Origin of the sequence: Enterobacter sp. DC1, from assembly GCF_000568075.1 — a bacterium.
Taxonomy (GTDB): Bacteria; Pseudomonadota; Gammaproteobacteria; order Enterobacterales; family Enterobacteriaceae; genus Enterobacter; species Enterobacter asburiae.
On sequence record NZ_AZUA01000002.1, the window covers coordinates 35,407 to 55,590 of the forward strand.

Sequence of the window (20,184 nt, forward strand, 5' to 3'; positions counted from 1 at the left end):
CGTTCCTTGTGTGTCTAATCAGTTCCGCAGGGAAGAAATTGTGCTGCGTCAGAGAGGGTGTGCAGCAAAGTAGTGTCCTGAGGGTTGCCCATCCATACCGCCAGGGCAGTATAGTTATCCTGAGCATTCCCCTCCTGTTCGCCATTCTTTTGAATGATTTGGTTCATTAAGGTCAGCCACTCCTGCGGCGTATTGACCATATGCAGCGACTGCTTCATTTGCTCTTCGCTGACGCCGTGCCAGAACCCGTCGGTGCAGAGTAAGAATGCATCGCCGTCTTCAACCTGCACCACGTCGCTGTAGCTCGCTTCCGGCCCGCCGTTTTCAATCCCCAGCGCGAGGTACAAAAGGTTGCTGTTGAGATCGTCGGTCTGGTGCCCGGCGTCTTTCATCTGCTGCACCAGGCTGTGGTCGGTGGTCACATGCCATAGCCATCCCCGGCGAAACAGGTACAGGCGGCTGTCTCCAGCGTGCGCCCAGTAGGCCAGCCCGTAATCACGGTCAATGAACAGGCTGACCAGCGTCGTGCCCATCCGGCGATAGTCCTGAACGGCCTGCTGTTCGCTGAGGATGGTGCGGTTCGCCGTCTGCACGTAGTCGCGGATATGCTGCGCGTTAAGATGTTTGTCGCCATCGAAGCGGGAGATGATGCTGTTGCGGGCCAGCTCTGCAGCCACCTCACCGCCCGGCAGGCCCGCGATGCCGTCGCAGACGACAAAGCAGGCTGAACGTTCCCCTATGGTTTCTCCCGTCTGATCCTGGTTGCTGGCGCGCGTCCCCTGGCGGGAGAGAGAAGCCGTTGCGATATTCATTTGTCTTCCGATCCGCTCTGTGAGTCTTTGTACTGATTTACCTCCATGTCGTACGCATGAAGGAAGGCCTCGCCGAACAGGGTGTGGAAGTCATCCTCAATCTCGCCTGCCGTTTCGCCATAGCTGCGCACAAAATAGTCCCACAGGGCGGCTTTGCGGCTGCCCGGCAGCGCCAGACGAGAGGTCATCCCGTTCTGCTTCGCCTGCTCTTCCAGCTGTTCCGGGTTAAAGGACTGCAGCATCGCGGCAATGATGGCGCGGATACCGGAGATCATGCCCAGCTGGTGCGCCTGCAGATCGATCAGCGCGTCGCGCACGGATTTGGTCGGCGGCATAAAGCCCGGCATCGGGGTGCCGAACATCTGGATCAGCACGGTTTTGCCGGTCGGCAACAGCTTGAACGGGTTGTTGGCATCATCCAGCACCATGGTCATATCGGCCTTCACGCCGCGCTTGAGGATGGAGCGTGAGGAGAGCAGCGCCACGGTCCCCTGAGAGAACATACCGAGGATCTGCCCGAGCTGACGCATATTTTCCCGGTCAAACTGCGGGACGGGCTGCATTTCGCTCAGACCCATGCCTTCCAGCAGCGCCTCCAGCAGCTCGCCCTGCAGCACTTCGCCCTTCTCACCGCTGTTCGCCGTAGCGGTTGGGGCGGCGGCGTTATTGACCGGGTCGATGCGCAGACGACCCTTCGGCGCCTGAGTGCTGCTGCGCGCAACGGCCTGCGGCGTAGGCATGGTGAAGCCTGCGTAATCCGGTCGCGCGGGCTCTTCTTCAGCACGCGGTTCTTCCTGCGGCTCGGGGGCGAACAGCGGAGAATCGGCCAGCACGTCCTCTTCCTGCTCAGGTTCCGGCACTGGCGCAGGCTTTTCGGCAAGAATGTCATCCGGATGGGTTAACGGTGCGCCGCCCATCAGCCCGAGCGGGTCGTCATTACGCGCGGCTGGCGCGCTGGCCTTACCGCCAAACAGGGCCAGCGGATCGAGCTCGTCCGTCGCCTCGTCTTCTGGCTTAATGGGGCTATTCTCGCCCGGCGGCACCAGCGTTGACGGGGTGACGTCGTCAAAAATACTCTCTTTTTTGAACAACGCTTCGTCGCTGAACAGCGTGTCCGGGTCAACGTTCTTACGCTCAAGCTTTGGATCGCTGTCGTTGAACATCGCCAGCGGATCTTCCGCGTTACGCTCCGGGGCCGCAGGCTGGGAGAACGGATCGTGCGATGCAGCAGGCTGCGGTTTTGTACGGTTGCTGGAGATGCTGTCGGAGATGGAGAACTCCTGCATCAGGCTATCCCAGATTTCCGTTGGCACGGCGGTCGGCTCGGCCTTCCCGCGCGGTGCGGCGCTCGCCGGCTTCGGCTGTGGAGCGGTCGCGGGTGCGGGTGTCGGACGCGCCTGCTGATGCATGCTGGCCGCCATACGGCTCACGGGCTGCGTATCGTGGATCAGTTCGGTGACTTCGATACGGTAGTCATCAATACCGAGAATGTCGCCATCCTGCAGTTCAACCTGACGACCTCGCTCCAGCGGAATGTCATTTAATACCACGCGGGTGACGCTGCCACGGTTGGTCACGCGGCATTCGCCCTGGGCGTCAACGTGGACAATGGCCTGCAGACGAGAGATGGTGCGGTCATTATCCGGCAATACCAGATTGTTATCCGTACCGCGCCCAATGGTGCCGCCCGGGGCGTAAAAATCACAGCTGCTTTGCGGCGGCTGATGACCGGGTTTCGTAGAAATAATCGTGAATCGCATGGCGTATTCCTGCTGGTATGATTAGCGCTCAAACGCTGCCGCTCTCGGGGCGAGAACGGCGGCGTTTGGGGTTAACACATTCTATTCAGTCTGCGTAAGCTTAAACTGGCCTGAGGGACCTTCTTGTAAGGTAAAGCGGGCCGCATAGCGAATAGAATCGTTTTTCCCTGACACCTTCAGGGCAACATCATATTCTCCAGCTTGCCACGCAATCCCCTGCCACTGGTGACACTGTTGGGTCGTTAACGTCACCTCAGGGCTAAACGTTGACGGCGGCGATATCGCTTTCCATTCATTTCCAGCGCGCTTCATTATGGTGGGCGAATGGCTGGTGACAGGCGCGTCTAACCCGGAGTTAGCGGGAATAGCAAAGCAGGGTTCGTTGTTCTTTAGCGTAACCGTAAGCGACTGATATTGTGCAGGATGAGAGACACAGGCACTCACCGTTAATGCGATTGCTACAACACTGAGTAACTGTTTCATAACCATACCCGCCGGTCTTTAGGATTTTGAATAAACAACGATAATACCTGCAGATATTTATCCTTCAGGTCGGGTCCGATAATTCCCTCGAAACCTGCAATGTTTCGGAAATCACCCAGACCGTAATTTATCAGATAATAAAAATCTGAAATGATAGAAGCCTGCTGCTCCATACCAAAGTCCGATAGTTTTTTATCGGGGGGCAGAGAATAATTATAACTTGCTGCCCAACTGAATGCGCCTCGGGTTCGAACATTCATTCCAATTTGATGCTGCAGTACATGCACCATTTCGTGAATAAACCAGTGTTTATATCGCGGAACCTCTATTGAGAAGTCATCCCGATAATGCGGCTCGCGAAAATAGAGCTCGCCGTTGGGGGTCATTGCGACATCTGTCGACTGCATATTAAACGGCAAATAGCTTTTATTATGGACTTTAACTTCTGAGTACTTTATTGCGTCACCAAAAACCGAGCGCGCCAGTGCTATTTCGCCAATGGTGAGAGGACGGGCGCCTCCTTCCTGCAAACTTGCCATGCTATCTTCCTTCCCGGTTGATAATGACCGGGGAAAACTCCCCGGCCACATACGCAGTTACGCTTCTTTGTTTTCTTTGATGTTCCAGCCAGCGCTGCTTTCAGCACCTTTACCACCAGACGTGGTCTGCTCCCAGTACTGCTGTTTCACTTTCGCAGCCTGGAACGCATAGGTCACACCAACGGTATCGCCGTTGTCTGCACCGGTGTACTGAACAGAGGTGACCAGCACATCTTCCAGCGTGATGCGGGAGTATTCCACCTGCTGGCCGCCGGCTTTACAGACGGACAGCTCAACTTTGGTCAGGTGTTTACCGCTGGCGCAGTGTTTCAGGATAGCGGTGGTGGATTTGTCGATCAGCGCGTTAACGTGCAGGTCGTTAAAGTTAACTTTACCGGCACCGCCGCCACCGCCAACGCTCATATTACCTGGCTGGGAAGCGCCCCAGGAGAAGGAGGTAATATCAGTCCAGCCGGTGTGGTTAGAATCTTTAGATTCGCCCGTAACACCCTCGACCTTCAGAAACATATCAATAGCCATAATATCTACTCTTCGTGGATGAACAATATTGCTTTCGAAAAAGCACTTATATGGCAAACAGGAAAGCATGGGGCTGAATAAAACCGTCCATATTTTACCTCTGCCTCATATCAAATGACCCGTGTCATTTGACAGTCTTACATTCCCCCTGAATGAACGGAAAGAATGTGAAGTCTTTTACTACTGCGGGTTATCCTGAATCCAGGTGCGGTCAGGGTTTCCGATGATTAATTGAGGTACCAGCTTGTTAAGTTCGTCACTATGATAAAGACGCAGGCAATTTAACGTGACGCCTTTTACATCGGGCTTTCGTTCAGCATGAAACCCGTTAATGCGATCTTTATATTTTCTAATGAGCGCATTCATTTTCTCAGTGCCATTTTCAGCATCAAAAGGTATCCATTCTATGAATGCACTCGCACTGCGGGCGGCGTCAGCAGAAAACTGGCTGCCTTTATCTGCCACCTGAGCAAGACAGCGCGCCAGAACCAAATCTTTTACGACCTGCCGGTATGGTTGCTGCTGATAAAAATCTACGTGAGAGTTATCACCGCGAGCAGAAAAACATAAGCAAGTGAGCAAAAATAATGCTGTCTTTAGATATCTGAATGAAATTATTTTAATTCCCAAAACCAGATTTCCTGACAGTACGGAAAGCAATCGGAGTTACATATAAACGAATTATTACTCAGAGGCTCGATAAGGTCGATATGACCACCGCCATACCCGTCAATTTTATTGAAGAAAACAACACCTTTTCGGCCCAACATTGAGCGCGCACCCGCCTCGCGATCGGTAAATATTTCTGCCTTGCCAAACACATGGGATTTATAAAGTTGATCGGCAAGTAATTTTGCGCCAGGTTCGATTGTTTTTCCTTTATAGGGACCCGACTTTATGGGTAAACGGCCTGTGAATTCAATATTACATTTTAACAATGCCAGACTCATTCTTACCGCACAGGTATTTTCGTATGCCGGTTGCTGCTTGATAATCGTTGAATAATCGTAGCCAATTTCTGAGAAGACCTGTTCACCCGAGGCAAAACCCGCGCGCGTATGATTTGAAGAGTAATGCTGACGTTTCAGCTGTTCGTATAATGGTCTCATTTATCACTCTCCTTTTTGCACGGGCGTAATTCTTTCATTCCATCAATGATAATTTTTGAAGCGCGTTCTTCGCCTTGCTGTTTTGATAAGTTCGCAAAACGAGAATAGAGAAACTCATGTATAGTATTTGGCAAAAAAGGCCTGCCCTTGCACCATGCAGTGCCCTCAGATGCATCGACTACGCCGAGAAGATACATATTTGCCTTAATGCGTTCACGTTCATTCGTTTTCGACAACCAGGCTTTAGCGAAACGCTCTGCACTCAAATTTAAATCGTATCCCGTTAATAACGTCGGATCGCGTTGGAAGTTTGATGTGTCATCCTGAGGCAATGCTTCCGCTTGAGGATATTTATAATTTCCAGCGTCAGCGCTTGCCAGAGTAGAAACTGCCAGCAAACTGGTTGCGATTAAAAGTATATGTTTCACCGTATATCCTTATTCACTGACAGTATTAAGCCAAGCTCTTACGCTCAAATTGCCGGCCCCTGCGGGCCGGCACTCATCATCACGCGTCTTTCGTCTTCAGCGACGGCAGTTTAGATACCAGACGCAGGGAAACGGTCAGACCTTCCAGCTGGTAGTGAGGACGCAGGAAGAACTTCGCGGCGTAGTAGCCTGGGTTATCTTCAATCTCCTGCACCTGCACTTCCGCAGCGGCCAGCGGTTTGCGGGACTTGGTCTCCTGAGAGGAGTTCGCCGGGTCACCGTCAACGTAGTTCATGACCCAGTCGTTCAGCCAGCGCTCCATCTCTTCGCGCTCGCGGAAGGAGCCGATTTTGTCCCGCACGATGCACTTCAGGTAGTGGGCAAAGCGGCAGCAGGCGAACAGGTACGGCAGACGAGAGGCCAGACGCGCGTTAGCGGTGGCATCCGGGTCATGGTACTCCGCCGGTTTCTGCAGCGACTGCGCGCCGATGAAGGCGGCAAAGTCGGAGTTTTTGCGGTGAACCAGCGGCATAAAGCCGTTTTTCGCCAGCTCGGCTTCACGACGATCGCTGATGGCGATCTCGGTCGGGCACTTCATGTCCACGCCGCCGTCATCGCTCGGGAAGGTGTGGCACGGCAGGTTTTCAACCGCCCCGCCGGACTCCACGCCGCGAATCGAGGTGCACCAGCCGTACTCTTTGAAGGAGCGGTTGATGTTGGCGGCCATCGCATACGCGGCGTTCGCCCAGGAGTAGCTGTTGTGGTTCGCGCCGTCGGTCTGCTCTTCAAAGTCAAAGCTGTCGACCGGGTTGGTGCGAATGCCGTACGGCAGGCGCGACAGGAAGCGCGGCATCACCAGGCCCAGATAGCGGGCATCTTCGGATTCACGCAGCGAACGCCAGGCGGCGTATTCGGTGTTCTGGAAGATCTTGGTCAGGTCGCGCGGGTTAGCCAGCTCCTGCCAGGACTCCATCTGCATCACGCCCGGTGCGGTACCGGTGATAAACGGACAGTGCGCCGCAGAGCCGATGCGCGCCATTTCGCCCAGCAGCTCAACGTCCTGCGGGCTGTGGTCGAAGTAGTAGTCGCCCACGATGCAGCCAAACGGCTCGCCGCCGAACTGACCGTACTCCTGCTCGTAGATTTTCTTGAAGATCGGGCTCTGGTCCCAGCCCACGCCCTTGAAGCGCTTCAGGGTGCGGCCCAGCTCCTGCTTGGAGATGCTCATAAAGCGGATCTTCAGCATCTCGTCAGTTTCAGTGTTGTTCACCAGATAGCTCAGACCGCGCCAGGCGCTCTCCAGCTTCTGAAACTCTTCGTGGTGAATGATCTGGTTCACCTGCTGCGACAGCTGCTCGTCGATACCGGCGATCAGGTTCTGAATGGTGCGGTAGGTGTCGTTGGAGAAGGTGACGGTATTTTCCAGCGCCTGCTGCGCCAGCGTTTTAACCGCGCTCTCTACGGCTGAACGGGCCTGATCGGTTTTCGGGCGGAACTCTTTGTTCAGCAGCGCGCTGAATTCATCCTGGCTGAACGCCTGACCCGCCTGCTGCTCGTGTTGTTGAGTCTGGTTGCTCATCGATTATTCCTCGCTACCTTTCGCGCTTTCGTCATTTTTCGGCAACTGGCTCAGGGATTTGAGCAGCGTCGGATCCTGCAGAATTTTAGCGATCAGCTCTTCCGCACCGTTTTTGCCGTCCATATAGGTCAGCAGGTTAGAGAGCTGGGTACGCGCTTCCAGCAGCTTGTTCAGCGGCTCAACCTTGCGGGCCACCGCATCCGGCAGGAAGTCGTCCATGCTGTCGAAGGTCAGATCCACGTTGAGCTTGCCTTCGCCGGTCAGGGTGTTATCCACCTGGAACGCCACGCGCGGCTTCAGCGCCTTCATGCGTTCGTCAAAGTTGTCGATGTCGATTTCGAGGAATTTACGCTCGTCGACGGCCGGCAGATTTTCCACCGGTTTGCCGACCAGATCGGCCATGACGCCCATCACAAACGGCAGCTGAATCTTACGTTCTGCACCGTAGATCTCTACGTCGTACTCGATCTGCACGCGGGGGGCACGGTTACGTGCGATGAATTTCTGCCCACTGTTACTCATTGCCATGATGTTCTCCATCAAAGATGCGCGGTGAAGGTGAAACGGCAGGCTCCATGCCTGTCGTCATAATGCCTGGACGCGTTATTCGCGGCGCCCAAAGATGTTTTCAAGTTGGTTAACGCCGTCTGGCGCCAGGTCGCGAATAATGTCCATAAAGTTAAGTTCTGACAGCCGCTGCACCCGTTCAATCATCAGCGGTGCGGGGTGGCTCGGTTCGTACTGCGCAAAATACTGCTTCGCTTTTTCCAGCATCAGCTGCGCGTCGGCGCGGCTGGTGACCTGCACGCTTCGCCAGTCGGTGACCGGCTGAGCGGGCTGCGCTGCCGCCGACTGCTGCTCGGCCTGGGGTTCGGCCTGCGCCTCACGGTTCGGCAGCAGCTTGCTGATGTCGGTCACCTGACACGCGCTGGCGACCAGTCCGACGGTTTTCAGCAGCTGCTCCATCTCGGGCACGCCGCTTTCACCGAGATGCCCGGTGAGAAGCTCGCGAATCGCCAGCAGACGTTCGTTAATGACGATAACCGCTGCGGTTCCCGGCTGGTCGCCGCGGGCCAGCTCGTCAATCAGCCGCGGACGGCCGCCGGGATAGTCCGGACATTCCGTCTTGCTGCCGTCCAGCAGGGCCTGGGCATCCCGGAGCGAAATTTCATCGCCGTTTGAACGCAGAAGCGAGGCGTTTCGCACGGCGACGGTGAGGTCGGATTTATCGCTCAGCCCTGCCAGGGCGTTAATGCGATAGAACGGATCGGTTTCGCCATACTCTTCCAGCAGCGGATAAAGCGTCTCCCAGTAACGGGCGATCGCCTCCTGCACCAGCAGCAATCCGTCCGCGTAGCCCGCAAGCCCGCGACGGCGCGTCCAGGCATGGGTTAACGCCAGCAGTACGCGAAGATCTTTGGTGCGGGTCAGCAGGCTGGTGGCGTATTTTTCCACCGTGTTCCAGTCAGCGGGCTCTGCCGGGATAATGGTGTCGCCAAACTGCTGTTCCGCTTTCCCAAGACTTGCCTGATTCATGATCTGGAAGTCGGCGTCGTACTCCAGGTTTTCGCCGCAGGGTTTTTCGGGACTGATTGGCGCGAGAAATTCTTCGATATTCATGAGATCCCTGCTTATTCAAACATGGGCGGATAAAGACCGTGACGCCCCGGACGGGCGCCCCCTGCCGGGTCGAACAGCAGGGTGAAAAGCTGCCCGGTAAAGTTACCGCTGTGCACATGGGTGTACAGCGGGTAGCCGTCGCAGCGGTTGGTCCACCAGTAGCTGGTCTGGCGCAGCGGATCAAAACACTCGGCCGCCTGAGGCCAGCCCAGCGTGCTCTGGCCATCCTCGTCATAGCCAATCACATCAAGGATGTCGGAGCGCTTTTGCGGCTCGACGGGCTGCGGTGCCGGAATGGTCATCAGCATCTCATCCAGCTGCGAGGCGGAAAAACTGTTGCGCACCGCGTGCAGCCCCAGGCGCCCAATCTGCTGGTACCAGCTTTCGGCCTGGCTGAGCAGGCTGGTCGACCACTCTGACGGGGCAAAGCTCAGCTGAAGGCAAACCGGGTACTGGCGGCCAACGCTGTCGCGGCCGGGCAGCAGACAGCCCATCTGGATCATCTGGCTGCCCAGCATAGGCGGTACCACAAAATTCCAGACTGGCGCTTTCTGGAACTGGCGCTCGCCGCTGCGCTGCTCTTCCTGCTGCCAGGCCAGCAGACCGACCTGGAACCAGTGTGACCACTGGCGCTGTAAAGTGTCAGGAAAGCGACGCTGCAAAAAATCTCCGGCGCTGGGTAACTTGCCATACCAGCTGTAGCGGTTCATCGCAGGGGTATTCGTCATACGGCTGTCCTTGCGGTTATGGGCATGAGAAACGGGGAAGCTGGAACGGGTTACGAATGCTGTTTGGCGCAAACTCCAGCGTGACCTGATGTCCGTCGACGCTGAAGGTGGCCTGACGGCTCAGGCTACCCGCGCCCGGGCTGGTGCTCGCTTTATCGAAGAAGCGGTTGAGCGCCCAGGCGCCGTTGGTGACCAGCGTCGCCGTGCTGCCGTTAGCCAGCCCCAGCTGCATGCGTACCTGGTTGGTGCCGCCCGGCCCCGGCCAGTTCATGATCTGCACGGCCTGCGGACCGTGGCTGTAGCGCAGCAGCTGGCCGTCAACGTCCAGCGTCAGGTTCAGAATGGTGTTATCCATTCGCACGGTGCGAACCGTCACCTTGAAGGACGGCGTCGTGGCGCCATTAGCAAAGAAGGCGTCGCGAATGGACTGGGCCTGCTGGAACGGTCTCAGCAGCCCTTCGCTTCCCGGCAGCGTTTTACCGTCGATGCCCGGCATAAAGCGCCAGTTTGCCTGCGTGGTATCCACTTTATTGGTCAGATTGTCGCGGAAGAAAGCGTCCATCAGCCCGGTTCCCGGCGCAAACATGCGCGCCAGATCGTCAGGGGTGACCTCGGTGCTGGCGCTGCGCACCAGCGGGTAGCGACCGGCGATCGCCTGACGGCAGAATCCGCCCACCTCAACGTTAATTCGCTTACGCACGTTTTCAAGGTCACGGCGCTGGGTATCGCTGCTGGCGCCCACCGCCATATTGCTGAACATGGTTTGCAGCCCGCCCGGCAGACGACCGGCGCTGGCCTGCAGCCGGCTGATCGCCTCGCCGCCCGGTGCCGGCATGCCGCTGTTGGCCGCGTCCTGGACGGCGGTCAGGTAGCGATAGAGCTCATCCACCTGCTTGAGAAAATCATCAAACACGATGGTCTTTCCGCCCTTCTCCAGCGGCTGCGCCAGCTCAATCATCGGCGCGTAGTGGTCGGTCACCAGCTGTTCCGGCGCCTGGGTGACCACGGCGGCCTGGGTCGGCGCAGCGTCATTGTTGCTGAACAGCGCTTCCAGCGTGCGGGTGGCGCGGTTGCTCTGCGCCTGCGCTTTATCCGCATCTTCCGGCGCTGGCGCATTGCGTGACAGCGTCAGGACCTGGCTCAGGTTCTGCACCAGACGGCGCAGCGGCGAATTTGCGCCGGAGAGCAGGCGCGCGGTGTTGATGCGCTGGGAAAGATCGGCGCTATTATTGAGCTGGATGTCGGCGAGGAAGCGATCCCAGTTAGCAATAAAATCGCGCATGTAGAGCTGGCGCACGGCGTTATCGATCTGCTGTTTATCTTCCTGCGCCGTCGCGGCCCCCAGCACCCAGGCGTCGTCCTCGTGCAGGGCGGTGGTTACGCTGTCAATCTGGCCGTTAAAGCTTTTCCAGTAGCCGTCCGGCGTATATAGACCCGGCACGCCTTCGCTCACCGGCTTGCCGCTTTTGCGTGAAAACACCAGCTCGCTCTGCGGTCCGCCCAGGTCGGAAAGGGAGACCGGCTTGAGGTTCTCATCATGCTCCAGCAGGCGTTTAAGACGACCGTATACGCGCGTGGAGAGCGGCTGCTGGCCGATCATCGCTCTTTCGCGGGCAACCAGAGATTCATCCTGCGCGTAAGGCGAGGCCTGAATTTTCGGTTCCAGCAGCTGCGTCAGGTGCCATTCCAGCTGCTGCAGCTGCGCCTTCGTGACGTTCTGCGGCAGATTTCGCTGCAGGTTGAGCATCACCCACGAATGCAGGAATTTGCCGTCGTAGTGTTTTGGCTGATACAGCATCTGATAGGCTTTCAGCGCTTCATAGCTGTATTCCACATCGCTGCCGTTGTCGTTGCGAAGCCAGGTGGTGATGTGCATAGCGACGGCAGGCAACAGCATCTGATCCAGCGCTTTCTGGTACAGAGACTGCGCGGCATCGCTGACGTCATCCCCGCGATAGAGCCCCATACGGCGGGATACGGGCGGATCGTTGACATCAAACGCGTCGCTTTTCGGCAGGTCAACCAGACCGTTCAGCAGCGGCAGCAGATCGAACAGGTCACGCTGGGTCTGGTTCTGCAACGCCTTGCTCTGCTGGTCCAGCAGCGGCACCTTCGCATCCACCTCTTCCAGATAGGCCTTGTTTTTGGCATAGCTGGTCAGCCACAGACCGCCGAGGATCGCCAGCAGGGCCAGCAGCGCCGCGTAGCCGGACCAGATCACCGCCCGGTTGCGCAGCTCCCACCAGCGGTTTTCGCCCGCGATCCCGGCTTCCTGGAAGATGACGTTTTGCAGGAGGTTCTTAATGAAGAAACTCTGACCTTTAGCACCCGGGATAGGCGCTTCTTTGCTGACCGAATCCCAGTTATCCGCCTCTCCCCCTTCCGGCAGCGACAGCGCGCGGTTCAGTTCGCCCATCACGCGGTCGAACGGCATGCCTTCCTGCGTCCCGCTGGCGAAGTAGATCCCGCGCGGAGAGAACTCGGTTTCAAAGTTGGAGCGGGCGAAGACCGTGCTCAGGTAGTCCGCCAGCAGCGGACGCAGCGCGGCGAACTCCTGCGGGAAGAGATACGCTTCTGCGCGGGTTTTCGCGTCATGCTCTTTCAGCATGGTTTCCGGCAGCCCGGCATCGAGGCGCTGCTGGAGCAGAGAAAACTCCTGCTGGAAGTTGCCCATCAGGTCGTAATCGGCGTGTTTGGTTTGCTCCCACGGCAGCGTAAAGCCCCAGATCTGGTCGCGCTGCGCTTTATCGTAGTCGGCAAACCAGGCGCGGAAGCCTTTAAGCAGGTCGGCCTTGGTCACCATCACGTACACCGGGAAGCGGATGCCCAGCTGTTCATGCAGCTCGGACAGACGCTGGCGCAGGTTCACCGCCTGCTGGCGGGACGCCTCGGCGGACTGGGTGAGCAGGTCAGAAATGCTGATGGTGATGATGACGCCGTTGATCGGCTGGCGGCGGCGATACTTACGCAGTAACCCCATGAACTCCAGCCATTCGCCGGCGTCCTGCACCTGCTCGCTCTCCTGGGTGGTATAGCGGCCCGCCGTGTCCAGCAGCACCGCCTCGTTGGTGAACCACCAGTCGCAGTTACGCGTGCCGCCAATGCCCCGCAGCGCGGTCTTACCGAAGCGATCGGCCAGCGGGAACTGCAGCCCGGAATTGACCAGCGCCGTGGTTTTACCGGAGCCCGGCGCGCCGATAATGACGTACCACGGCAGCTGATAGAGATATTGCGTGCTGAAGCGCTGCGTCCACTGGGCGCTCTGACCCGCTTTGCTGAAGTGCGCTTTTTTAAGCATCTGCGCGGCTTCATCAAAGCGGCTGGCGAGGATCTGCTCCTCGCTGTTCAGCCGCTTCTGCGGATCCGCCGCTTCCGGGCTGGCGGTATTCTCCTTGAGCTTGTCCATCAGCTTGCGGTTCAGCCAGGCATTGTACAGGCGCGGCAGAATGTGGCCCTGTGCCCAGAGCAGATAGACCACGGCAATGCTGATAATACGGTTCTGTTCAGACTCAAGCGGTCGGGTGTCCACGATGGACAACAGGGGACCAATCATCCAGATCACCGCCGCAAGCGCCGTTACGCCGAGGAAGCTCCACAGAATGCGGTTGGTCAAAATGGAAAGAAGTGTAGTCAGCATCCTTAGTTTCCTTGCGGCAATCCGTTCAGCTCAGCCTGAGTGTTTTCAGGCGACACCAGCAGAGTAATTTCCACACGGCGGTTACGGGCGCGGTTTTCAGGCGTCGTGTTCGGCGCCACCGGGTTAATCTCGCCCCGCCCTTCCGCTTTCACGCGGCCAGGTTGAGAGAGGCTTCCCTGCAGCATTTTCTGTACCGAGCGGGCGCGTTCCAGAGAGAGTTCATAGTTAGAGGCAAAGCGCGCGCTGCGGATCGGCACGTTGTCGCTGTAGCCCACCACCAGAATTTTGCCGCTGACGTTATTCATCGCCTGCGCAATGCGGTTAATGACCGGTTCATAGCGGTCACGCACGACGGTAGAGGCAGAGGCAAACAGCCCGTCGCCCTTCAGGATAACGACGCTGCGGTCCGCTTCGTCTTTCACCGCGACCAGGCCAGCCTCGATTTCAGGCTTCAGGAAGCCGCGCAGGTTCAGCACCGCCGGTAGCTGACGGGCCGGCTGCTGAATAGTGGTTTCCGGCAGCTGGGACTGGTAAATCTTCGCCAGCACCGGGTTGGTGTTATCGCCAAGACGCCAGTTAAGCACGATATAAAACAGGCAGGCGATAAACCCGGCCAGCGCCACGCAGGCCCACAGGGGAACCATCGGCCGCCAGAGCTTGCGCAGCACCGGACGATCTTCCGGATGGGGTGAAAGCGGCGGCGGATAGCTGCCGCGCACGCCGCGGATCATCTGCCACAGCCGCTGCTTGATGGTTTCAAGCTGGGTGCGGCCATTATCCAGCACCCGATAGCGCCCTTCGAAGCCCAGCAGCAGGCAGAAGTTGATCATCTCCAGCAGCAGAATATGCTCGCGCGGGTTCTGCGACAGGCGCGCCAGCAGCTGGAAGAACTTCTCGCCGCCCCAGGTTTCGTTGTGGAACGTCACCAGCAGACCGTTGCTTGACCAGACGCCGCTGCTGCCCCACGGGGTGAGCGCGGCGGCCTCATCGAGCGCCGTACACAGGCAGTAACGCGCCCCGACGATCACTTCGTAGGGCAGCCCCGCCTGCTGGCAGCGGACTTCGAAACGGCGAATCTCATCGATCAGACGCTGGCGTAACGCCACCTGATCGTCATGGGAGACCGAATGACGGATCTGCGGAATCGCGTTGAGCAGCGGATTGGCGGCCGCCACCAGCTGGTTGTTGCTACTGGCTCCGGTAAACGCGGCATCACTGCCGGTGTCCTGTCGTTCCTGCATATTAAGCGCTCGCTTTATTATTCTGTCGGGCTACGGATGGCCCAAAACTCCATATCCAGCCCCGGGAATTCCCCTGCAAGATGCAGGGCGAATGCGCCGGACTTATCCATCTCGTGCCACAGCTCGCTGCCCTTCTCCAGTTCAAAGTAGCTGTAGCCGGCATGCCACGGGATCTGCGGCGGCGCGACCGGCATGGCGCGCAGCATAATGCCCGGAAGCTGAAGCTGAACCAAATCGCGGATTTTCGAGACCGGCGCGACCTTCATCTGCGCCGGGAAATGGGTTTGCAGGTGTTCGCCTGGCACATTGGCTTTAACCGCCAGCACGAAGCCGAATTCGCGCACCATGCTGGTTTCTGGCACCGTAGCGATGTTCAGACCGTGAGAGCGTTCGTTGAGCGGCAGCTGAATCGCGTGGTCTTCCATCACCAGCGACAGTCCCTGACGCAGCATCAGCATCAGCTTGCTGAAGCAATTAGCCAGATCGTCATGATCGTAAATCGGCAGCACGCTTTCGGCGGTACGCTGGGACGTCCAGGTGGCGAGCTCGGTCGCAAACGGCAGCCAGCTGCGCCAGAGCGTTTCCGGATGCAGCAGCGGGAGGGTTTTTAAATGAGAAACCTCGCCCAGATGGCGGTTAACCAGCGACAGCAGCGTGAATTCAATCAGTTCGGAGGTATTAAAGCGGCCGGGCTGGCGCAAACGACCGCCAATCTGCTGGCTGCGCTGCACCAGCAGACCGTGCAGATCGTTGATCATGCTGTAGATCTGCGGGCTGTTGTTGGCGTTGAGCATCGGCGGGATGTAGCTGTTATCGAGGCGCACGTGATTGTCGTTACGTTTCTCCGTCACAAACGCCACGCCGATGGCGGTCCATTCTGCCGTGAGATCTTTTTCCAGCATCAGGGTCAAACGCAGACGGCCAAACTGGACGGTGGCATCCCCCACCGACATGGCGTTGTCGTCTTCCACCTCTTGCTCGAAAGTGATGAAGCGCGCCAGCGAGGCCGGCTCTTCGCTAAAAATCACCTCTTCTCTCTCACCGCGACGAACCGGCAGCGCGAGCACCACCTTTTCGTTGGTGAGATTGTCAGGAATTTTCAGCGGTACAGGACCGTTGCGCCCGTTACGCACCTGGAAAAAGGTGCCGTCCGGCAGCAGGCCGCTGCAGTAGCTCAGGGCAATGCATCCCTGACGAAGCATCGCTTCATCCAGTTCAACGTCAAGAAAGCCCCAGAGATATGACCGCTGTAGCGCACCCCATTCACGAACATGGTTGAGCAGATAACTTTCAGTCCGCTGAAAATGGTGTGGACGCAGGAACATGCCTTCGGTCCAGACGACCTTTTCTGCTTTCGTCATGATGATGTGTTTCCTGTGTTGAAGCGCGTTACTGGCTGATGACCCGAATGCCGTTCACGTCGAGAAAAACGTTGGCCTGAAGTTCATCCGCGGACCATTTCCAGAACTGGTAGATATGATTTTCGCCAGGCACGGGCAGAGGGAGTGAAACGCGCCATTTTTTGCCATCCAGCACCTGATACTCCGCCATCACGCCGATGTAGCGGGCCTCCGGAGAGCTTTGCCCGCTGAGGGTTTTGGACAGCTGTCCCGGCATCAGGAAGAACACGTCGCTGTTCAGCAGATTCGCGCCAAGCGTGGCTGACGCGTTGTTCTGCAGGGAGTAGAAGTCGCTGGACATGAAATCCGCATCGGATTTCAGCAGCAGCACCCGGACCTTAAGCGGCGCAGATTCATTGATTTGTGGATGAGCCTGAAACTGCAGATTGTAGCGGGAGGGGTCGCTGTGTGAAGACGACGTACAACCACTGAGCAGAGCGAAAATCACCGCGTAAAAAAATAACCACAGCTTATGAAAATTTTTATTATTCATAAAAATGCGCTCAAGAAAGCCGTTTAGTTCAGGATCCAGGTACCGTTAGCGCTGTCTTTGCAGGCTTTGCTGTTGCCATCGACGTCGACACAGGTCGCTTTTTTACGCGCTTTCGGACGAATGGCCTGTTTACGCACGGCGGCGTCGTACAGGTCGGCCTTGATCACGGCGCGCATCGGGACGTAACCAATCAGCTGATCGTTACCTTCATCGGCAAGCGCCATCCAGTAGTGTTCAACCTGTCCCAGCACCACGTACGTTTTTCCGGTCTCGAGATTACGGATAACTTTGCCGCCGAAGTCAGGACGGCTCATCAGGGAGGCCGGATACATGGCGCGATACGGTTCGTTGACCGGGTTGAACTCCGCCGGCGGCGTAACAGCGTGACGGTGGGTTAAGGTCACGCCGTTGACCTGGCTGGTCTCGATCGTATCGTCGTTGATCACAGGTTTCTGCGGCGCTTTACAGCCCGCCACCGCCATTACAAACAGAAGTGAAAACAGTACGCGCATTTTCATATGCTTTTCCGTAGCGATATTTCGATGATGAAGATAAGGGAGTGAAGTTTTACTTAAGTGCTATTGTTAAAATAGCCAGGATATTTTCGGGGCGTTACTATTTTAAAGGCATAGCTACCGCACGAGCCTTTCAGAATAAGGCCCAGCGTCTTCCTGACATATTTTGACAAACGGTAAACAAGTTTACATGAGCTTCGCATCAATTCAATATTTACCGCTACGTAACTGTTGGTAAATGAAGCAGTCGGAAAATTATAGGATTAATCCTATGAAAAAACCGGATATGACCTGCATTCTGTTATTTCCCTACCGCAACTCTACACAACCATATGTTTTATATACGAAAAACACAAAAGAGAACCACTTTCATTAACGCAATACGGCTATTATCGCCACTACCATAATTAGTAGAATTCGCGTATTGGTGAGGTCAGCAGAATATATGAACGATGAATTATTTGTTGCACTAACAGGGTATCTTTAATATTGAATGTACGCGACAACGTGAATGTGACTATTTCACTTATGTTGCACGACATTAATTTCACGACTCAAAATAACTTTATATTTCGCATTGTGAAAATGACCCTGCCAGGCCTGAATTTTATCCTTTAATCATTAAGCCAGAGTTAATCTTTCTGACATTGTCACTGGCGAAAATGCTTGCGATGGCCCGCCAGCTGCTAACAGTGATTATTGCTGCCGCTCACAGGCTTCATTCGAAATTTTATTGCTGCTACATCCTCTCCTGCTCGACCCATCTATCTTGCCTACCGTCTGATAGATAAGATTTATTATTAAAATGATAAAATTTCGTTATAATTTCTTTAAATATTTAAGCATCAGATCCGATAAACCTATGTAATAAAAAGAATTTAAGATAAAGCATTTTTCCGCACCGCATGCGCATAGCCATCCGGTCGTCATTGCTTTCACTTATTGTCCTTTGCAGCGTTTTTATGGGATCAGACGTTGTGTGACCGAACAAATCAGGAGTGGGTATGAATAAGAAAAGACGCTCGGTGCCGGGTATCAGACACTATGACGGTCCTGCCGGAGGCTGGGGCGCGTTAAAAGCGACGGCTATCGCGGTACGTACCCAAATGGATACCCTTGATGCTCCCGCCACGCTGCTGCGCACCAACCAGCCTGACGGTTTTGACTGCCCGGGCTGCGCGTGGCCCGATAAAGAACACAAGTCGACGTTCCAGTTCTGCGAGAACGGCGCCAAAGCGGTGACCTGGGAAGCCACCAGCAAACGCGTTACCCCCGCGTTTCTGGCCGAAAACAGAGTCTCCTCGCTGCTGGCAAAATCGGACTTTGAGCTGGAAGGCTACGGTCGACTGACGCATCCCCTGCGCTATGACCGGGCAAGCGATACCTTCCGGCCCGTCGACTGGGAAGAGGCGTTTCAACGCATCGGCGAAGTGTTGCGCGGGCTCGAACCGGACCAGGTCGAGTTCTATACCTCCGGACGCGCCTCTAACGAAGCGGCGTATCTGTTCCAGCTGTTCGCTCGCGAATACGGCACCAATAACTTCCCCGACTGCTCGAATATGTGTCACGAGGCCACCAGCGTCGGTTTGCCGCGTTCGATTGGCATCGGGAAAGGCACCGTCTCGCTGGACGACTTCGATAAGACCGAGCTGGTGATCTCCATCGGCCACAACCCCGGCACCAACCATCCGCGAATGATGGGAACTCTCCACGAGCTGGCCCGTCGCAACGTGCCGATTATCGTCTTTAACCCGCTGCGCGAGCGCGCCCTCGAACGTTTCGCCGACCCGCAAAGCGTGATTGAAATGGCAACCTACGGCTCAACGGATATCGCCTCGACCTATTTCCAGGTGAAGGCCGGGGGCGATGCCGCCGCGCTGAAAGGAATTGCCAAACATCTACTGGAAATGGAGGCCGAACGCGGTGACGTGCTCGACCATGCGTTTATTGCCGAACACACCCAGGGCATTGAGGACTTAGCCGCCGATATCGCGCAAACCCGCTGGGACGAGATCGAGCGCGAGTCGGGCCTGAGCCGGGCGGCGCTCAAGAAGGTGGCCGACGCCTATGCGAAATCAAATGCCACCATTATTACCTACGGGATGGGTATTACCCAGCACAATAAAGGTACGGCAAACGTCCGCCTGATTGCTGACCTGCTGCTGCTGCGCGGAAATATCGGCAAGCCCGGCGCGGGTATCTGCCCCCTGCGCGGCCACTCTAACGTTCAGGGGAACCGTACCGTCGGGATTAGCGAGAAGCCTACCCCGGCCTTCCTGAACCGTCTGAAGGACGTTTTCGGCTTTGAGCCGCCCTCTCACCACGGACACGATGCGGTGCAGGCCACGCAGGCGATGATCGAACGCCGCGCGAAGGCGCTCATCTGCCTTGGGGGTAATTTTGCCGTCGCGATGCCCGATCACGAACGGGGTTTTCCGGCGATGGGTAACCTGGATTTGAGCGTGCACGTCGGCACCAAGCTCAACCGCACTCATCTTCTGGTGGGCAAAGAGACCTTTATTTTTCCGTGCCTCGGCCGTACCGAGCTGGATCTCCAGGCCACCGGTCGTCAGTCCATTACCGTTGAAGACTCCATGTCGATGGTGCATGCCTCATCCGGCAAGCTGAAGCCCGCCTCGCCGCTGCTTCGGTCAGAACCCGCTATCGTCGCGGGCATGGCGAAAGCCACGCTGCCGGAAACCCGCGTGGACTGGCTGACGCTGGTAGAGGATTATGACCGCATCCGCGATCTGATCGAGCAAACCATTCCGGGCTTTGAGAATTACAACGCGCGGATCCGCGTTCCCGGCGGCTTCCGCATGCCGCTGCCGCCAACGCAGCGTATCTGGCCAACGGCGACGGGAAAAGCGATGTTCTCGGTGTTCGACGGCGTTCACGAGAACGCCAGCGGTGAAGGCGAGCACGTTCTGCGCCTGATCACGCTGCGCAGCCACGACCAGTATAACACCACCATTTACGCTCTGGACGACCGCTACCGCGGCGTGTTTGGCCGCCGCGACGTGCTGTTTATGAACGAAGACGATATGGCGCAGTCAGGACTGGAACACGGCGACCGCGTGGATATCGAAACCGCCCTCCCCGGCAGCGTTCAGCGTCTGAAAGACATTACCGTGGTGGCGTACAACATCGCGCCGGGCACCGTCGGCGCCTATTACCCGGAGGCCAACGTGCTGGTACCGCTTGATTATCTGGATAAGGACAGCGGTACACCGTCGTATAAATCCGTTCCGGTTCGCATCACCCTGCGCTCGAAAGAGATCCGCATGCTGTAAGGCTGCT

General features: G+C 56.8%; 18 protein-coding genes. 1 reads left to right on the top strand and 17 read right to left on the bottom strand.

The window, feature by feature from the left end; genetic code table 11:
* Positions 1–14 precede the first annotated feature (14 nt).
* From P346_RS15510 to P346_RS15440, 17 genes are all read right to left on the bottom strand, one after another.
* Positions 15–812, bottom strand: a complete 798-nt coding sequence (locus tag P346_RS15510) for a PP2C family protein-serine/threonine phosphatase (RefSeq protein ID WP_023336024.1) — start codon at positions 810–812, stop codon at positions 15–17.
* Complete coding sequence (gene tagH, locus P346_RS15505; protein ID WP_032658402.1) at positions 809–2,572, bottom strand: type VI secretion system-associated FHA domain protein TagH; 1,764 nt, start codon at positions 2,570–2,572, stop codon at positions 809–811. Before tagH ends, P346_RS15510 begins: the two co-directional genes overlap by 4 nt.
* A gap of 81 nt (positions 2,573–2,653) precedes the next feature.
* Complete coding sequence (locus P346_RS15500) at positions 2,654–3,061, bottom strand: putative T6SS immunity periplasmic lipoprotein (RefSeq protein WP_032658405.1); 408 nt, start codon at positions 3,059–3,061, stop codon at positions 2,654–2,656.
* On the bottom strand, positions 3,052–3,594 hold the full coding sequence (locus P346_RS15495; RefSeq protein WP_021240381.1) for a hypothetical protein: 543 nt from the start codon (positions 3,592–3,594) through the stop codon (positions 3,052–3,054). Before P346_RS15495 ends, P346_RS15500 begins: the two co-directional genes overlap by 10 nt.
* Before the next feature lie 57 nt (positions 3,595–3,651).
* A complete protein-coding gene (locus tag P346_RS15490; RefSeq protein ID WP_008502640.1) occupies positions 3,652–4,134 on the bottom strand; it encodes an Hcp family type VI secretion system effector in 483 nt (160 codons plus the stop codon).
* 180 nt (positions 4,135–4,314) lie between these two features.
* Positions 4,315–4,764: a T6SS amidase immunity protein Tai4 family protein gene (locus tag P346_RS0121560; RefSeq protein WP_152537849.1), complete on the bottom strand. Its 450-nt coding sequence runs from the start codon at positions 4,762–4,764 to the stop codon at positions 4,315–4,317.
* The gene (locus P346_RS15485; RefSeq protein WP_032658408.1) at positions 4,749–5,243 is read right to left on the bottom strand and encodes a T6SS effector amidase Tae4 family protein; all 495 of its coding nucleotides are present in this window, start codon (positions 5,241–5,243) and stop codon (positions 4,749–4,751) included. The genes P346_RS0121560 and P346_RS15485 overlap by 16 nt, the downstream gene beginning before the upstream one ends.
* The gene (locus P346_RS22360) at positions 5,240–5,671 is read right to left on the bottom strand and encodes a Rap1a/Tai family immunity protein (protein ID WP_032658410.1); all 432 of its coding nucleotides are present in this window, start codon (positions 5,669–5,671) and stop codon (positions 5,240–5,242) included. Before P346_RS22360 ends, P346_RS15485 begins: the two co-directional genes overlap by 4 nt.
* Positions 5,672–5,750: 79 nt before the next feature.
* A complete protein-coding gene (gene tssC, locus P346_RS15480; protein WP_014884232.1) occupies positions 5,751–7,250 on the bottom strand; it encodes a type VI secretion system contractile sheath large subunit in 1,500 nt (499 codons plus the stop codon).
* A gap of 3 nt (positions 7,251–7,253) precedes the next feature.
* Positions 7,254–7,778: a type VI secretion system contractile sheath small subunit gene (tssB, locus tag P346_RS15475; RefSeq protein WP_008502644.1), complete on the bottom strand. Its 525-nt coding sequence runs from the start codon at positions 7,776–7,778 to the stop codon at positions 7,254–7,256.
* Positions 7,779–7,853: 75 nt separating this feature from the next.
* Positions 7,854–8,870: a type VI secretion system protein TssA gene (gene tssA, locus P346_RS15470; protein WP_032658413.1), complete on the bottom strand. Its 1,017-nt coding sequence runs from the start codon at positions 8,868–8,870 to the stop codon at positions 7,854–7,856.
* Between the two features lie 11 nt (positions 8,871–8,881).
* Complete coding sequence (gene tagF / locus P346_RS15465) at positions 8,882–9,598, bottom strand: type VI secretion system-associated protein TagF (protein ID WP_029740102.1); 717 nt, start codon at positions 9,596–9,598, stop codon at positions 8,882–8,884.
* A 16-nt stretch (positions 9,599–9,614) separates the two neighbouring features.
* Complete coding sequence (gene tssM / locus P346_RS15460; RefSeq protein ID WP_032658415.1) at positions 9,615–13,235, bottom strand: type VI secretion system membrane subunit TssM; 3,621 nt, start codon at positions 13,233–13,235, stop codon at positions 9,615–9,617.
* A gap of 2 nt (positions 13,236–13,237) precedes the next feature.
* The gene (locus tag P346_RS15455; RefSeq protein WP_032658419.1) at positions 13,238–14,476 is read right to left on the bottom strand and encodes a DotU family type VI secretion system protein; all 1,239 of its coding nucleotides are present in this window, start codon (positions 14,474–14,476) and stop codon (positions 13,238–13,240) included.
* A 17-nt stretch (positions 14,477–14,493) separates the two neighbouring features.
* Positions 14,494–15,837 carry a type VI secretion system baseplate subunit TssK gene (gene tssK / locus P346_RS15450; RefSeq protein WP_032658420.1) on the bottom strand — a complete coding sequence of 448 codons (1,344 nt, stop codon included), beginning with the start codon at positions 15,835–15,837 and terminating at the stop codon, positions 14,494–14,496.
* A gap of 28 nt (positions 15,838–15,865) precedes the next feature.
* Positions 15,866–16,369, bottom strand: coding sequence for a type VI secretion system lipoprotein TssJ (tssJ, locus tag P346_RS15445; RefSeq protein ID WP_032658423.1), 504 nt, complete (start codon positions 16,367–16,369; stop codon positions 15,866–15,868).
* A 23-nt stretch (positions 16,370–16,392) separates the two neighbouring features.
* Positions 16,393–16,887: a hypothetical protein gene (locus P346_RS15440; protein WP_032658425.1), complete on the bottom strand. Its 495-nt coding sequence runs from the start codon at positions 16,885–16,887 to the stop codon at positions 16,393–16,395.
* 1,001 nt (positions 16,888–17,888) lie between these two features.
* On the opposite strand from P346_RS15440, the gene P346_RS15435 reads away from it, so the two are divergent.
* Complete coding sequence (locus P346_RS15435; RefSeq protein ID WP_032658428.1) at positions 17,889–20,177, top strand: FdhF/YdeP family oxidoreductase; 2,289 nt, start codon at positions 17,889–17,891, stop codon at positions 20,175–20,177.
* Positions 20,178–20,184: the final 7 nt, after the last annotated feature.

What these genes read in the sequence shown, in the direction of transcription:
- P346_RS15510 (WP_023336024.1), bottom strand. Translation starts at nt 812, where the DNA reads ATGAATATCGCAACGGCTTCTCTCTCCCGCCAGGGGACGCGCGCCAGC.
- tagH (WP_032658402.1), bottom strand. Translation starts at nt 2,572, where the DNA reads ATGCGATTCACGATTATTTCTACGAAACCCGGTCATCAGCCGCCGCAA.
- P346_RS15500 (WP_032658405.1), bottom strand. Translation starts at nt 3,061, where the DNA reads ATGGTTATGAAACAGTTACTCAGTGTTGTAGCAATCGCATTAACGGTG.
- P346_RS15495 (WP_021240381.1), bottom strand. Translation starts at nt 3,594, where the DNA reads ATGGCAAGTTTGCAGGAAGGAGGCGCCCGTCCTCTCACCATTGGCGAA.
- P346_RS15490 (WP_008502640.1), bottom strand. Translation starts at nt 4,134, where the DNA reads ATGGCTATTGATATGTTTCTGAAGGTCGAGGGTGTTACGGGCGAATCT.
- P346_RS15485 (WP_032658408.1), bottom strand. Translation starts at nt 5,243, where the DNA reads ATGAGACCATTATACGAACAGCTGAAACGTCAGCATTACTCTTCAAAT.
- tssC (WP_014884232.1), bottom strand. Translation starts at nt 7,250, where the DNA reads ATGAGCAACCAGACTCAACAACACGAGCAGCAGGCGGGTCAGGCGTTC.
- tssB (WP_008502644.1), bottom strand. Translation starts at nt 7,778, where the DNA reads ATGGCAATGAGTAACAGTGGGCAGAAATTCATCGCACGTAACCGTGCC.
- tssA (WP_032658413.1), bottom strand. Translation starts at nt 8,870, where the DNA reads ATGAATATCGAAGAATTTCTCGCGCCAATCAGTCCCGAAAAACCCTGC.
- tagF (WP_029740102.1), bottom strand. Translation starts at nt 9,598, where the DNA reads ATGACGAATACCCCTGCGATGAACCGCTACAGCTGGTATGGCAAGTTA.
- tssM (WP_032658415.1), bottom strand. Translation starts at nt 13,235, where the DNA reads ATGCTGACTACACTTCTTTCCATTTTGACCAACCGCATTCTGTGGAGC.
- P346_RS15455 (WP_032658419.1), bottom strand. Translation starts at nt 14,476, where the DNA reads ATGCAGGAACGACAGGACACCGGCAGTGATGCCGCGTTTACCGGAGCC.
- tssK (WP_032658420.1), bottom strand. Translation starts at nt 15,837, where the DNA reads ATGACGAAAGCAGAAAAGGTCGTCTGGACCGAAGGCATGTTCCTGCGT.
- tssJ (WP_032658423.1), bottom strand. Translation starts at nt 16,369, where the DNA reads ATGAATAATAAAAATTTTCATAAGCTGTGGTTATTTTTTTACGCGGTG.
- P346_RS15440 (WP_032658425.1), bottom strand. Translation starts at nt 16,887, where the DNA reads ATGAAAATGCGCGTACTGTTTTCACTTCTGTTTGTAATGGCGGTGGCG.
- P346_RS15435 (WP_032658428.1), top strand. Translation starts at nt 17,889, where the DNA reads ATGAATAAGAAAAGACGCTCGGTGCCGGGTATCAGACACTATGACGGT.